Origin of the sequence: Immundisolibacter cernigliae (assembly GCF_001697225.1) — a bacterium.
Classification (GTDB): domain Bacteria; phylum Pseudomonadota; class Gammaproteobacteria; order Immundisolibacterales; family Immundisolibacteraceae; genus Immundisolibacter; species Immundisolibacter cernigliae.
The window spans coordinates 365,736-378,519 of the sequence record NZ_CP014671.1; the positions used below are offsets into that span (position 1 = coordinate 365,736).

General features: G+C 67.7%; 13 protein-coding genes. 7 read left to right on the plus strand and 6 right to left on the minus strand.

Annotated elements, in window-relative coordinates; genetic code table 11:
- Positions 1-7: 7 nt before the first annotated feature.
- Positions 8-1,003, plus strand: coding sequence for an LLM class flavin-dependent oxidoreductase (locus tag PG2T_RS01765; protein ID WP_068807542.1), 996 nt, complete (start codon positions 8-10; stop codon positions 1,001-1,003).
- A gap of 15 nt (positions 1,004-1,018) precedes the next feature.
- Here PG2T_RS01765 and PG2T_RS01770 read toward each other — a convergent pair whose 3' ends face one another.
- Both PG2T_RS01770 and PG2T_RS01775 read right to left on the minus strand, forming a co-directional pair.
- Positions 1,019-2,041: an ABC transporter permease gene (locus tag PG2T_RS01770; RefSeq protein WP_193399821.1), complete on the minus strand. Its 1,023-nt coding sequence runs from the start codon at positions 2,039-2,041 to the stop codon at positions 1,019-1,021.
- 17 nt (positions 2,042-2,058) lie between these two features.
- On the minus strand, positions 2,059-2,940 hold the full coding sequence (locus PG2T_RS01775) for an ABC transporter ATP-binding protein (RefSeq protein WP_068802555.1): 882 nt from the start codon (positions 2,938-2,940) through the stop codon (positions 2,059-2,061).
- 88 nt (positions 2,941-3,028) lie between these two features.
- On the opposite strand from PG2T_RS01775, the gene PG2T_RS01780 reads away from it, so the two are divergent.
- The 4 genes from PG2T_RS01780 (at position 3,029) to PG2T_RS01795 (ending at position 6,651) form a co-directional block, all read left to right on the plus strand.
- Positions 3,029-3,226, plus strand: a complete 198-nt coding sequence (locus tag PG2T_RS01780; RefSeq protein WP_068802556.1) for a YdcH family protein — start codon at positions 3,029-3,031, stop codon at positions 3,224-3,226.
- A 62-nt stretch (positions 3,227-3,288) separates the two neighbouring features.
- Complete coding sequence (locus tag PG2T_RS01785; protein ID WP_068802557.1) at positions 3,289-4,632, plus strand: aromatic ring-hydroxylating oxygenase subunit alpha; 1,344 nt, start codon at positions 3,289-3,291, stop codon at positions 4,630-4,632.
- A gap of 238 nt (positions 4,633-4,870) precedes the next feature.
- Positions 4,871-5,788, plus strand: a complete 918-nt coding sequence (locus tag PG2T_RS01790; protein WP_418268530.1) for an SDR family oxidoreductase — start codon at positions 4,871-4,873, stop codon at positions 5,786-5,788.
- Complete coding sequence (locus tag PG2T_RS01795; protein ID WP_068802559.1) at positions 5,788-6,651, plus strand: MaoC/PaaZ C-terminal domain-containing protein; 864 nt, start codon at positions 5,788-5,790, stop codon at positions 6,649-6,651. Before PG2T_RS01790 ends, PG2T_RS01795 begins: the two co-directional genes overlap by 1 nt.
- A 76-nt stretch (positions 6,652-6,727) precedes the next feature.
- Here PG2T_RS01795 and PG2T_RS01800 read toward each other — a convergent pair whose 3' ends face one another.
- Together PG2T_RS01800 and PG2T_RS01805 are read right to left on the minus strand one after the other, a co-directional pair.
- Positions 6,728-8,341, minus strand: a complete 1,614-nt coding sequence (locus tag PG2T_RS01800; RefSeq protein ID WP_068802560.1) for a UbiD family decarboxylase — start codon at positions 8,339-8,341, stop codon at positions 6,728-6,730.
- A gap of 124 nt (positions 8,342-8,465) precedes the next feature.
- A complete protein-coding gene (locus tag PG2T_RS01805; RefSeq protein ID WP_068802561.1) occupies positions 8,466-9,818 on the minus strand; it encodes a S41 family peptidase in 1,353 nt (450 codons plus the stop codon).
- Between the two features lie 228 nt (positions 9,819-10,046).
- Between PG2T_RS01805 and phaR the strand changes: the two genes are divergently transcribed.
- Together phaR and PG2T_RS01815 are read left to right on the plus strand one after the other, a co-directional pair.
- Positions 10,047-10,508: a polyhydroxyalkanoate synthesis repressor PhaR gene (phaR, locus tag PG2T_RS01810; RefSeq protein WP_145930955.1), complete on the plus strand. Its 462-nt coding sequence runs from the start codon at positions 10,047-10,049 to the stop codon at positions 10,506-10,508.
- Between the two features lie 95 nt (positions 10,509-10,603).
- A complete protein-coding gene (locus tag PG2T_RS01815) occupies positions 10,604-10,954 on the plus strand; it encodes a phasin family protein (protein ID WP_068802562.1) in 351 nt (116 codons plus the stop codon).
- A 66-nt stretch (positions 10,955-11,020) separates the two neighbouring features.
- Here PG2T_RS01815 and PG2T_RS01820 read toward each other — a convergent pair whose 3' ends face one another.
- Entirely contained in the window at positions 11,021-12,076 is a 1,056-nt protein-coding gene (locus PG2T_RS01820; RefSeq protein WP_068802563.1) for an alpha/beta fold hydrolase, read from the minus strand.
- The gene (locus PG2T_RS16190; protein ID WP_236953282.1) at positions 12,076-12,726 is read right to left on the minus strand and encodes a hypothetical protein; all 651 of its coding nucleotides are present in this window, start codon (positions 12,724-12,726) and stop codon (positions 12,076-12,078) included. The genes PG2T_RS01820 and PG2T_RS16190 overlap by 1 nt, the downstream gene beginning before the upstream one ends.
- Positions 12,727-12,784: the final 58 nt, after the last annotated feature.

A 12,784-nucleotide genomic window follows, 5' to 3' on the forward strand; every position in this document is an offset into this window, starting at 1 on the left:
ACAGCGCATGATTCCGTTTTCCGTTCTGGATCTGGCGCCGGTGGCGGTCGGCAGCAATGCCGGGCAGGCGCTGCGCAACACGCTGGATCTGGCCCGGCACGCCGAACGCTTGGGCTTCAGGCGCTACTGGCTGGCCGAACACCACGGCATGGCCGGCATCGCCAGTGCCGCCACGGCGGTGGTAATCGGCCAGGTGGCGGCCGCAACCACGCGCATCCGGGTCGGCGCCGGCGGCATCATGCTGCCCAACCACGCGCCGCTGGTGATCGCCGAGCAGTTCGGCACCCTGGCGGCGCTGTTTCCGGACCGCATCGATCTCGGCCTGGGCCGCGCGCCGGGCACCGACCAGATCACTGCCCGCGCCCTGCGCCGCAATCTGGCCGCCAGTGCAGAGGAATTCCCGCAGGATGTGATCGAGCTGATGGCCTACCTGGGGCCGCCCGATCCGGCGCAGCCGGTGCGCGCCATTCCCGGCGAGGGCACGCAGGTGCCGATATGGATTCTGGGCTCCAGCCTGTTCGGCGCCCAGCTGGCGGCGGCGCTGGGGCTGCCGTTTGCCTTTGCCTCGCATTTCGCGCCTGCCCAGATGCAGCAGGCCGTCGACATCTATCGCTCGCAGTTTCGCCCGTCGCAGCAGCTGCAATCAGCGTACGTGATGGTCGGCTACAACGTGTTCGCCGCCGACACGGACGAACAGGCACAGCTGCTGGCCAGCTCCATGCAGCAGGCCTTCGTGGCGCTGCGCAGCGGGCGGCCCGGCAAGCTGCCGCCGCCGGTTCCGGGCTACCTGGACAGCCTGTCGCCAATGGAGCGTTCCATGCTCGACCAGGTGCTGTCCTGCAGCGCCATCGGTGCGCCGGACACCGTGCAGGCGCGCATGGCGAGCTTCATCGAGCGCGTGCAGCCGGACGAACTGATCATCACGTCGCAGATGTTCGAGCACACGGCGCGCCTGCATTCCTACGAGATCGTCACCGCCGTTCACGCCGCGCTGAGCGCCTGACTGCGGCCTATTCGATCAATCCGCACGCCAGCGGAAAATGCGCGCGCCGATGGCCAGAAACACCACGGTCATGGCGCTCAGGGCGGCGATCTGCGGCGCCACCTCGCGCAGCCCGGCGCCGTCCAGCATGATGGCCCGCGCCGCGCCCACCAGATGCGTCAGCGGAAATACGTCCGCCAGCTGCTGCAACCACGGCTGGCTGCCTTCCATCGAAAACCACACGCCCGACAGCAGCATCATCGGCCAGGACAGAAAGTTCAGGATGCCGCCGGCCAGTTCCTCGCTGGTCACGAAAGCCGCCACCACGAAGCCCATTGCAATCATCGCCAGCGCGCCCAGCGTGGTGACCAGCGCCAGCAGGGCGTGCGAGCCCTCCATGCGAAAGCCGATCACCCAGTCGGTGCCCACGTAGACCACCACCGTGATGGCCATGATCAGCAGCAGGCGCGAGGTCAGCTGCGCCAGGATGAACTCGATCGGCCGCACCGGCGTGGCGTTCAGGCGCTTCAGAAAGCCGCTCTTGCGGTAGCGCACCACCACATAGCCGACGCCCCACAGGCACGAGAACATCATGTTCATGCCAAGGATGCCCGGCAGCAGGAAGTCGATGTAGCGGATCGGCTGCCCCGGCACCGCGCCATGCTCCAGCGGCGGGCCGCCGGCGGCCTTGAGCAGGCGCTCGAGCACGTAACCCTTGGGCGATTCGGGGTTTATCCAGTAGCGCGGCGCAGCGCCCAGATCGAGCAGCATGTCCAGGCGATGGCGGCCGACCTTGGCCACCGCCGCCTCGCGCTGGTCGGCCGGCAAGGCGTAAAACTCGGCGTAGCGGGTGGCCAGGAACGGGTGGGCGGTCAGCTCCACCGGCTCACCGGCGCCGATCACCGCCACCTTGAACAGCGGCCGCGGCGGGCCGCCAAAGATGATCGCCAAGCCGGCCACCATCACCAGCGGGAACAGCAGGTTCCAGCCCAGCGACGCGCGGTCGCGCAGAAACTCCATGTTGCGGGCATGGGTCAGGGCGAGATAACGGCGCAGCACGGCAGGCACTCCAGCAGTCAGGCGCGCAGTTCGCGGCCGGTCAGTTCCAGGAACAGGTCCTCGAGCGTGCGCTCGCGGATGCGCAGGTTGCGCAGGCTGGCGCCCGCACTTTCAAGTCCGCGCAGGGCGGCCGGGATGTCGCGCGTGGACACCTCCCACAGCTCGCCGGCATCCAGCAGCGGCGCGTCGAACTGCGCCGACGGCTGGAAGTCGGCCTTGGGCAGAGTCAGGATCACGTCCTCGAAATGCGCCGCCAGCAGCGCGGCCGGCGAACCCTGGGCGATGATCCGGCCGCGGTCCATGATGGCGATTTCGTCGCACAGCACGTAGGCCTCTTCCATGTAGTGCGTGGTCAGCAGGATGGTCTTGCCCTGCGCCTTGATGTCCTGCACCAGCTTCCAGAAGCTGCGCCGCGCCTGCGGATCCAGACCCGTCGTCGGTTCGTCCAGAAACACGATGGACGGGTCGTTCACCAGCGCGATCGCCAGCAGCAGGCGCTGGCGCTGGCCGCCCGACAGCTTGCGGTTGTCGCGCTCGAGCAGGTCGCGCAACTGGCACAGATCGATCAGCGTCTCAAGATCGGCCTGCTTCGGATACAGGCTGTGAAACAGCACCAGCGTCTCGCGCACGGTCAGAAAATCCTGCAGCGCGGTCGACTGGAACTGGATGCCCGCCTCGGCCCGGAACTGCGCGCCCTGCCCTTCGCCGCGATACAGCACCTGGCCGGCGGTCGGCCGGCAGATGCCTTCCATCATCTCCACGGTGGTGGTCTTGCCGGCGCCGTTTGGACCCAGCAGGCCAAAACAGGTGCCGGCGACGACGCTGAAACTGACGCCCGCCACCGCCTGCACGCCGGGGTATTCCTTGATCAGGTTGCGGACTTCGAGGATGGCGCTCATGACGGCCTGGGCGGTGGGGACTGGACGGCCCCGCAGGGTGGGTTTAGCGTGTCGGGCGGCCGGATTATCATCCAAAGGAGGATCGCCCATGCCCCAGCCACGCGTGAACGGTGCCCAGACCCTCGACGAACTGCGTCGCCAGCACCGCCTGCTGGACGCCGAAATCGACCACGCCGAGACCGGCCCCGGCCAGGCCTCGCCGCAGATAAAGGAACTCAAGCGTCGGCGTCTGGAACTGCGCGACCAGATCGTGCGCCTGGAGCAGGACGCGACGCGCCAAGCCTAGACTGTCAGGAGCCCAGCGGGCCACCAAGAGCCCCGCGGCCATATCCACAGGAGAAACCTCACATGAACAAACCGGTCGAATTCCAGGCCGCGCCGGCGCCGGCCACCTACCTGCGCGAAGACCCGGTCCACAACCTGTTCGCAGTCGACCGGCGCATCTTCACCGACCCCGGCCTGTTTGAGCTCGAACTGAAGCACATCTTCGAGGGCAGCTGGCTGTACCTGGCCCACGAGAGCCAGCTGCCGCGTCCCGGCGACTGGTTCACCACGCACATGGGCCGCCAGCCGGTGGTGCTGATGCGCGGCGCGGATGGGCAGATTCGCGGCTTCATCAACGCCTGCGCCCACCGTGGCGCGAAGCTGTGCCGCACCGCGCGGGGCAATGCGAAGTTCCTGACCTGTCCCTACCACGGCTGGGTGTACGACACCCAGGGCCGCAACGTCGAGGTCAAGGACCACGCCAGCGGTGCCTACCCGCCGGCCTTCGCCGAACGCGCGCGCGATCTGACCGCCCTGCCGCGCCTGGAGAACTACCGCGGCTTCCTGTTCGGCTCGCTCGGCGCCGACGTGCCGACGCTCAAGGAACACCTCGCCGCCGCCACCGGCGTCATCGACGCGCTGGTCGATCAATCCCCGGACGGCCTGGAAGTGCTGCGCGGCAGCACCAGCTATACCTTTCGCGGCAACTGGAAAGTCCACGCCGAGAACGGCCTGGACGGCTACCACGTCAGTACCGTGCACGCCAATTACATCGGCATGGTCACGCGGCGCGTGACGGAAGGCACCTCCGACCCGGTCAAGTCCATCGCCGACGACCGCATCATGCAGCAGGCCAGCGGCGCCTATGACCTGGGCAGCGGCCACATCCTGGCCTGGTCGGCCGTGTCGCAGCCGGAAAACCGCCCGCTGGCACGCCAGCGGCCGCGCCTGACGGAGCAATTCGGCCCCGCCAAGACCGCCTGGATGATCGACCGCATCCGCAACATGCTGCTGTTTCCGAATGTGTTCCTGATGGACCAGACCTCGACGCAAATCCGCGTGTTCCGGCCCATCGCCCCGGACCTCACCGAGGTCAAGATCTACTGCCTGGCGCCGCGCGGCGAGACGCCGGCCGCCCGCCAGCTGCGCGTGCGCCAGTTCGAGGACTTCTTCAACGCCACCGGCATGGCCACACCGGACGACCTGACCGAGTTCGAGGCCAGCCAGGCCGGCTTTGCCGGCGCGCCGAGCACCGGCCCGCAGGAATACGCCCGCGGTGCCACCCGCGCGCAGCCCGGCGCCGACGCACTCGCCGCCGGCCTGGGCATCCAGCCGGTGCAAAGCAGCCCGAGCTTCCAGGATGAGACCCACCTGCCGGCCATCTTCCGCGAATGGCGGCGCCTGTTGACGATGGGTGCCGGCGCCTGAGCGCGGTCGCCGGTTCCCGTTCATCCGGGGAAACGCCGAAGTATTCAGCGCTTCCCGCAGCGCAGGGAGGCGCTGCCAGAATCGGTGGTTGTAGGAGCCCGGCTTTGCCGGGCGATCATCGCGCAGCGAAGCTGCGCTCCTGCCGGGTTTTTCCCGCTGGCAGGCGCCGGGGAATCCAGGACGGATTCATTCAGCGCTTCCCCAGCATTACCGCGGCCGCTCACAACCACAGGAATCCATAATGCCCGACACGCTCAAGGACAAGGTCATCATCATCACCGGCGGCGGCGGCGCCATCGGCGGCGGCATCGCGCGCCTGGCCGCGGCGCAGGGGGCGCGGGTGGTTGTCAACGACATCGGCGGTTCGGTCGGCGGCGAGGGCAGCGACCTTGGCCCCGCCCAGCGCACGGTGGACGAGATTCGCGTCGCCGGCGGCCAGGCGGTGGCCAGCACAGACAGCGTGGCAACCTGGGACGGCGCGCAAGGCATCGTGCAGACGGCGCTGGACGCCTTCGGCCGTGTGGATGGGGTGGTCAACAACGCCGGCATCCTGCGCGACGGTATCTTTCACAAGATGTCGCCGGACGATTTCACGGCCGTGATCCAGGTGCATTTGTTCGGCTCGTTCTACCTGAGCCGCGCCGTGGCGCCGCTGTATCGCGAACAGGGCGGCGGCGCCTTCGTGCACATGACCTCCACCTCGGGCCTGATCGGCAACGTCGGCCAGGCCAACTACGCAGCGGCCAAGCTGGGCATCGTCGGCCTGTCGAAGTCGATCGCGCTCGACATGCAGCGCTTTGGCGTGCGCAGCAACTGCATCTCGCCGTTCGCCTGGAGCCGCATGATCGGCGCCATCCCCACCGACACACCCGAGCAGCAGGCACGCGTCGAGCGCCTGAAGCGCATGACGCCGGACAAGATCGCCCCGGTCGCCGTATTCCTGCTGTCGGACGCCGCCGCCGAGGTCAACGGCCAGATCTTCGCGGTGCGGGCGAACGAGGTATTCCTGATGTCGCAGTCGCGCCCGCTGCGCTCGATCCACCGCGACGGCGGCTGGACGCCGGAGCAACTGGCCGAACGCCTGCCGGGCGCCTTCCGGGAACAGTTCTACCCGCTGGCTGTGTCGGCCGACGTGTTCGCCTGGGACCCGATCTGATGGCCATCGACTACCGGCGCCTGCTGGACTGGCCGGTGCCGGAGGTGCGCCAGACCTACAGCGTACGCGACAGCCAGCTGTATGCCCTGGCGGTCGGCCTGGGCGCCGACCCGGTCGATACCCGGCAACTGCCCTTCGTCTACGAACAGAACCCGCAGGCGCTGCCCACGCAGGCGGTGGTGCTCGGCTACCCCGGCTTCTGGATGAAGGATCCGGCCACCGGCGTCGACTGGGTGCGCCTGGTGCACGCCGAACAGGGCCTGCGCCTGCACCGGCCGCTGCCGGCCAGTGGCGAGGTGATCGGCCGCACGCGCGTGGTCGGCATCAACGACAAGGGACCGGGCAAGGGCGCCATCGTCTACAGCCAGCGTACGCTGCACGATGCGGCGAGTGACGCACTGATCGCGACGCTGGACAGCAGCACGTTCTGCCGCGGCGACGGCGGCTGCGGCGGATCCGATGCCCCGCCGATGCGCCTCGCACCGACCCCGGAACGCGCGCCGGATACCGTCTGCGAACTGCCCACCCTGCCCCAGCAGGCGCTGCTGTACCGCCAGTGCGGCGACTTCAACCCGCTGCATGCGGACCCGGCCGTGGCGCGCGCCGCCGGTTTCGAGCGGCCGATCCTGCACGGCCTGTGCACCTTTGCCGTGGCCGGCCATGCCCTGCTGCGCACGCTGTGCGACTACGACCCGGCACGCCTGACGCAACTGCAGGCGCGCTTCTCGGCGCCGGTCTACCCGGGCGAGACGCTGCGTACGGAAATCTGGCACGAGGCAGAATCCGTCGCCTTTCGCACCCTGGCGGTGGAGCGCAACGTGGTGGTGCTCAGCCACGGCCGGGCGCACATCGAGCGCACCTGAGCCCACGGATCAGCGGCATCAGAAAACCCACAAGTCGCCTTGCGGCAGCGCGCTGCCGCAAGGCGACGATCAGCGACTAATCCAGCTTGCGGCGCTCCCCGCGCTGCTTCTGGCCCGTGACGTAGTAATCGCCACGCGCGGCCAGGGCGGCTTCTTCTTCCTCGTCGGCCGACCAGCTGCCCAGGTTGTAGCCAAACCAGGGCTTGCGCAGCTTCAGTTCCGGCAGGCCCAGTTCCTGCCACAGCGCGATGGCGCCTTCCATGAACTCCTTGCCGGGCAGGGATACCGGCGGGTACGGCCAGTCGCGCGTGGCGTCGATCAGCAGGCCCGACATGCGCGGCTTCTCGCCGGTCAGGCCACGATTGGCACCCGGCGGGGCGATGGACGGGTCCAGCGCCATCAGCGGGATGTCCACTACGCGCACGTCCCGGTGCGGCTGCATGGCGTAGGACAGGGCCCAGTAGATGGCGTTCGGGTCGTGAATGTCGACGTCCTCGTCGACCACGATGGCCATCTTGCCGACGAATTTCTTGGACAGGTGGTCCAGGATGCGCGTGGCGTCGTCGTCCTTCTCGCGGCGGATGCGCACCAGGCAGACGCCAAACGAGCCGGATGTCTCCGGGAAGTGGACTTCCTGCACGCAATCGAAACCGGCCGCCTTCAGGTAATCGAAACAGGCCGCCGTCCAGCCGATGCCGCGGATCTTGGACGATTCGCTCGGCGGGAACTGCGACAAAAAGGCCTGATAAATCGGCTTGTTGCGCATGGTAATTGCCGTGACTTCCATGAACCACGAGTAATCCCGCGCCGCCATGTAGCCGGGGAACTCGCCGAACGGGCCTTCCATCTCCTGGATGTTGGTCGGCACGAAGCCCTCCACCACGATCTGTGCCTGCGCCGGCACCAGCAGGTCGTGCGAGACGCACTGCGTCAGTTCGATCGCCTGCCCGGCCAGGCCGCCGGCCACGTCGTACTCGCACACGTCGTTGGGCAGGCGGGTGACGGCAGCGTAGGAAATGGCCGGCGGCACGCCAATCACGATCGCCGCCGGCATTTTGTCGTGGCCGCGCTCGCGCCACATTTCGATGTGCCGGCGCATGCCGTAACCGGGCGAGGCCGGGTACACGCCGATGCGGTCCTCGGCCTTGACCATGCCGCGGTAGTTGCCCACGTTGTGCAGGCCGGTGTCCGGATCCTTGCTGATCCAGTGCGAGGCGGTGGTGTAGGGCGCGTTGTCGAAACCGGGGGTCGAGATCGGGATCGGCAGGCGCGACAGGCAACGCTCTTTCAGGTCATCGCCGCGCAGGATCTGTTCGTGCACCGGACCGGTGCCGACGATGACCGGCGCGATCGGATGCGCCTGGGCGTGGTCCCAGCGGCGCGGGATTTCCTCGACCGTGCACTGCAGGCCAAGCGCATAGATGTCCGACGAGCCGGCCATCGCGCACAGCACCAGCGGCATGTCGTACGTGCGGCCCTTGGCGTCGGTGATGTTCTCGAACAGCCAGGCCTTGCGGTCCTTTTCTTCAAGACCCCGGAACTGCAACCGCACCAGCGGGTGCATCTGCGTGTCCTTGTCGATCGGCCGGCTGATACGCTGCAGCTTGCCGGCCCGCTCCAGAGTGTCGATGTATTCGTTCAGGTCCCGGTAGTAATGACCGGACGGCAGATCGGACGCGGCGGTGGCCATGGCGTTTTCTCCTCGATGCGCAAAAAAGAGCGCGAGGGTAGACGTCGGGTGACCGTACGGTCAATCAGGTACCGCCCGTCAGGGGCCTCTGCCGCCCGGCGTCCAGGCCGTGGGTCGCGCGCCGCTACTTGGCCCGCGACTGCACGATGTTGAGCGCCTTGAGCAGGTTCAGCGCCTCGTGCACGCCGAAGTCCGCCTTGGCCAGACTCACCTCCTTCGTGTCAGTCGCCGGCTGGTCAGCCGCCGCCTTGGGCGCGGCGCTCGTGGCCGGTTTGGCCTTGCCGTTGGGATTGTCCAGGTGCCGGGCCAGATCGCGTTCGCCCAGCGGCTGGAAAGGCTGCTCGAGCGCAGTCAGCTGCACCCGCTCCAGCGGCACATCCGGCTCGATGCCTTCGGCCTGGATGGAGCGCCCCTTGGGCGTGAAATAGCGGGCCGTGGTCAGCTTCAGGGCGGCGCTCTCGCTGATCGGCAGGATCGTCTGCACCGATCCCTTGCCGAAGGTCTTCTCGCCCATGATGATGGCCCGACCGTTGTCCTGCAGGGCACCGGCGACGATTTCCGAGGCCGACGCCGAACCGGCGTTGACCAGCACCACGATGGGCACGCCTTCGAGGATGTCGCCCGAAGTGGCTGAAAACTTCTGGGCCGCTTCCGGTCCGCGGCCTTCGGTGTAGACGATCAGTCCGTCACTGATGAAGGCATCCGACACCGACACCGCCGCCGTCAGCACGCCGCCCGGGTTGTTGCGCAGGTCCAGCACGAGTCCTTTCAGCGCGCCGCCGTTCTTCTCCTTCAGCTCCGTTACCGCGTCGCGCAGCTTGCGCCCGGTATTGACCTGGAACTGGGACACGCGCAGGTAGCCATAACCCGGATCCAGCGAACGACTGCGCACGCTGTTGACCTTGATCACCGCCCGCGTGAGCTTGATCTGCAGCGGCCGCTCCTGGCCCTCGCGCACGATGGTCAGGGTGATGTCGGTCCCTGGCGCGCCGCGCATCAGCTTGACCGCCTCGTTCAGTGACAGACCCTTCACGGCCGTATCATCGAGCCGGATGATCAGATCGCCTGCCAGAATGCCGGCTTTCTGGGCGGGCGTATCGTCGATTGGCGACACCACCTTCACGAAGCCGTCTTCCATGCCGACCTCGATGCCAAGGCCGCCGAACTCACCGGATGTGCCTTCCTTCAGTTCCTGGAATTCTTCCTGCTCCAGGTAGGCCGAATGCGGATCGAGGCCGGCCAACATGCCGCGGATGGCGCTCTTGAGCAGGTCGCCGTCGCTGACCGGCTCGACGTAATTCTGGCGAATGATGCCCAGCACCTCGCTGAACAGGCGCAGTTCCTGCACCGGCAGATCCATGGTGGCGCCGGCCGGGACAGGGTCGCTGCGCTCGGCATGGGCGCCGTCACGCAGCACCAGCAGCGCGCAGAAAAAACCGACGGCAATCAGGGCCGACGCCTTGAGCAGCTTGGACATGAGTACTCCGAAAAGCCGCGCTGGCGGCACCGACCTCGCCTGCCGGCAAGGATTCATCTGCGCGGAAAGTATAAGGCCGCAATCATGCGGTTCGGGCGCCGACACCCCAGCCGGCCGCCGGCGGACGGACTGCACCGGCTGTGTACAATCGGTCCCCTGCGTCCGGTCGCGACATGACCGGAATCGCACTGCGGATCGTGCAGTCACATCAGGCGGAGTCGACAGCCCGTGCGGATTCTGAAGAAATATCCCAATCGCCGCCTGTACGACACCGTTCAGAGCTGCTTTGTGGCCCTCGAAGACGTCAAGCGCCTGGTGCTGTCCGGGGAGCCGTTCGAGGTCCATGACTCCAAGACCGGCGAGGTCATCACCCGCAGCGTGCTGCTGCAGATCATCGCCGAGCAGGAAGCCGACAGCGGCGGCTCGCTGCTCACCGACGAAGTACTGCGCCAGCTGATCCGCTTCTACGGCGACAGCCTGCATGGGCTGCTGCGGGAGTACCTGGAACGCAGCATGGCCATGTTCATGGAACAGCAGGGCGCCTTTCATGAGCAGTTGCGCACCATGCTCAGCGGCCACCCGCTGAACATGATGTCGCGCCTGGCCGAACAGAATCTGGATATCTGGAGCCGCCTGGCGAACTCCATGCGCGGCGAGGCAGCGGGTGAGGGAAACCCGGCCAAGAAATAATTTCTGCGGCGCGGAAAAATGCTTGACATCGAAAATTTTGCCGCCTAGCATGGCGTCTGCGTTTTTGCAGTGCAGAATTTCCGGAGGTACGGCACATGTACAACGTCATGGACAGCATGAAAGACCAGATGAAACCCCTTGCGGACCTGACCGCGGTCGGCACCCAGGCGTTTGAGAAACTGCTCAAGAAACACGTCGATCTGGCCGGTGACTGCTTCGAATCCGGCCTGGCGCAAGCCCGCCAGTACAGCTCGCCGACGGACTTGCCGGCCCTGATGGGCGCGCAGGGCGCCTTCATGGCCGACATGGGCAAGAAAATGTTCGATCTGGCCAAGTTCGATATGGAAGTGATCGCAGAGGCCAACCAGGCGCTGGCCGGCATGCTCGAAAGCAGCATGAAGTCGATGACCACCATGCCGGCCTGGATGAGCACCAAGTCCGCCTGAACCGGCGCGCACGACCCCGTCCGCATGCCGGACGGGGGCTTGCCAAAGCCCCGCGACGCTGACGCGTCAGCGGGGCTTTCGTTTTGGACTGGCGCGCAAAAAACGGCTGACGGCAGGCGGTACGGTCGCCAGACCGTGACCTCCGGCGAAAACGCCCACATGCCCCCCGTCGACGGCCAGCTCCCGGTAATTTCGTCCGCCCACGGCACGCCGCAGGGCCTGCGACGCGGCCGGCGGAACCAGGTGATCGGCCCGCGCATGGACATTCAGGATCGGCAGGCGCAAACGCGACAGATCGACCGTCCGGCCATCCAGGACCAGTGCGCCACGCACCAGAGCATTGTCCCGATAGCAGCCGGTCACGAACTCAAGCCAGGCTCGCCCGGCCTGATCCGGATAATCCCCCTGCCATGCCAGCAGCCTGCGCAGGCGTTCGCGCCTCGGCGCATCGATGGCCCCGTCCAGCCAGGGCGCGCGCACTGCCCCGGCGCCTCGCAGCGGGCGCAGCAGGGCAAACACGGCGGCGAGCACGGCGCCGGGCAGGTTGCCGTCGGGCGCCAGCAGAGCGGGCAGGTCGAACGCTCCAGCCAGATGCGCCAGCACGTCGCTGGGCGTGTGAAAGTCCACCGGCGTTACCAGCGTCACCAGACGATGCAGGGCGCGCGGTTCCAGGCTGGCCAGGCACAGGGCGAGCGTACCGCCCTGGCAGATACCCAGCAGATCCACCGTGTCGGCGGCACCGTGACGCTGCACCACCCGCACCGCGCCGTGCAGATACCCGCATACGTAGTCGGCCAGTGACAGCCCGGCGTCGCTGGCATCGGGGCGCCCCCAGTCGAGCAAATACACCGGATGGCCAAGACCCTGCAGGCACTCGACGAATGAGCTGCCGCGGGCCAGATCCAGCACCTGCGGGCTGTTGACGAGCGAGTAGACCAACAGCAACGGGCGCGCTGCCGGCTCACGAAGCGGGGGGTAGTAGCGTAGGCTCGCCTTGCCTTCCACGGGCAGGCGCTCGGCGCTGCGGTCGGCCCACACCACCGGCTCTGCCGGCGCGGCGAGCAGGGCATCGATCCGTTCCCGCTGCGCCCGCACGGCGTCGGCGTCCAGATCGGGAAACATCACGCGCCTTGCGTGAGCTTGCGAAGCTGCCGGCGAATGGCAGCAAGCTCCTCGCTCAGTGCCCGCTGGCCGGCGCCATCGAGCTGCACGCCCAGGGCCGCCTCCAGACATTGCCGGTGCGCGACGCGCAGGGCCGCCGCGGCAGCCGCCACGCCGGCCGATGACGCGACCCATGACGGCGCGCGAACGATCTCCGACTCGACCTGATCCTGGCACAGCTGCCAGTGCGCAAACAGCCCGGCTGCACTCGTGATGGCGGTCGCCGGGCGGGCCTGCTCCAGCCGGGTCAGCGTGCGGGTGCCAAGGCCTTGGTACGGCAGGCAAAACGCGTCGAGCTTTTGCCGGTAGCTGACCAGTGCCAGCCAGAACCCGGCGCCAGCCGCCAGCCAGCCGGGCAACGGGAGGGCCGGCAGCGCAGGCGCTGCGACGGCCGGCACCGGCAGCTCGACCAGCGGCTCGAACCACGGCCCGGGGCTGCAGACACGGCGCAGCTGGCGCGGACGCTGCCGGTCGATGTGTCTTGCCAGCGCCGCCAGCGCGACCCGCGCCGGTTCCGCGGCCCCCGCCTCCAGGGCCTGCTGCCAGCGATCGAGCAGCAGCCGGTAGTCCTCCAGTTGGCTACCGAAGGGCTCTGTATCGGCGGCGGGCATCGAAGGCGCCGCCTGGAACAGGGCAAGCCAGTCGGCCGGGGCAAAAGCGGTCACGGCG

What these genes read in the sequence shown, in the direction of transcription:
- PG2T_RS01765 (WP_068807542.1), top strand. Translation starts at nt 8, where the DNA reads ATGATTCCGTTTTCCGTTCTGGATCTGGCGCCGGTGGCGGTCGGCAGC.
- PG2T_RS01775 (WP_068802555.1), bottom strand. Translation starts at nt 2,940, where the DNA reads ATGAGCGCCATCCTCGAAGTCCGCAACCTGATCAAGGAATACCCCGGC.
- PG2T_RS01780 (WP_068802556.1), top strand. Translation starts at nt 3,029, where the DNA reads ATGCCCCAGCCACGCGTGAACGGTGCCCAGACCCTCGACGAACTGCGT.
- PG2T_RS01785 (WP_068802557.1), top strand. Translation starts at nt 3,289, where the DNA reads ATGAACAAACCGGTCGAATTCCAGGCCGCGCCGGCGCCGGCCACCTAC.
- PG2T_RS01795 (WP_068802559.1), top strand. Translation starts at nt 5,788, where the DNA reads ATGGCCATCGACTACCGGCGCCTGCTGGACTGGCCGGTGCCGGAGGTG.
- PG2T_RS01800 (WP_068802560.1), bottom strand. Translation starts at nt 8,341, where the DNA reads ATGGCCACCGCCGCGTCCGATCTGCCGTCCGGTCATTACTACCGGGAC.
- PG2T_RS01805 (WP_068802561.1), bottom strand. Translation starts at nt 9,818, where the DNA reads ATGTCCAAGCTGCTCAAGGCGTCGGCCCTGATTGCCGTCGGTTTTTTC.
- PG2T_RS01815 (WP_068802562.1), top strand. Translation starts at nt 10,604, where the DNA reads ATGTACAACGTCATGGACAGCATGAAAGACCAGATGAAACCCCTTGCG.
- PG2T_RS01820 (WP_068802563.1), bottom strand. Translation starts at nt 12,076, where the DNA reads ATGTTTCCCGATCTGGACGCCGACGCCGTGCGGGCGCAGCGGGAACGG.
- PG2T_RS16190 (WP_236953282.1), bottom strand. Translation starts at nt 12,726, where the DNA reads ATGCCCGCCGCCGATACAGAGCCCTTCGGTAGCCAACTGGAGGACTAC.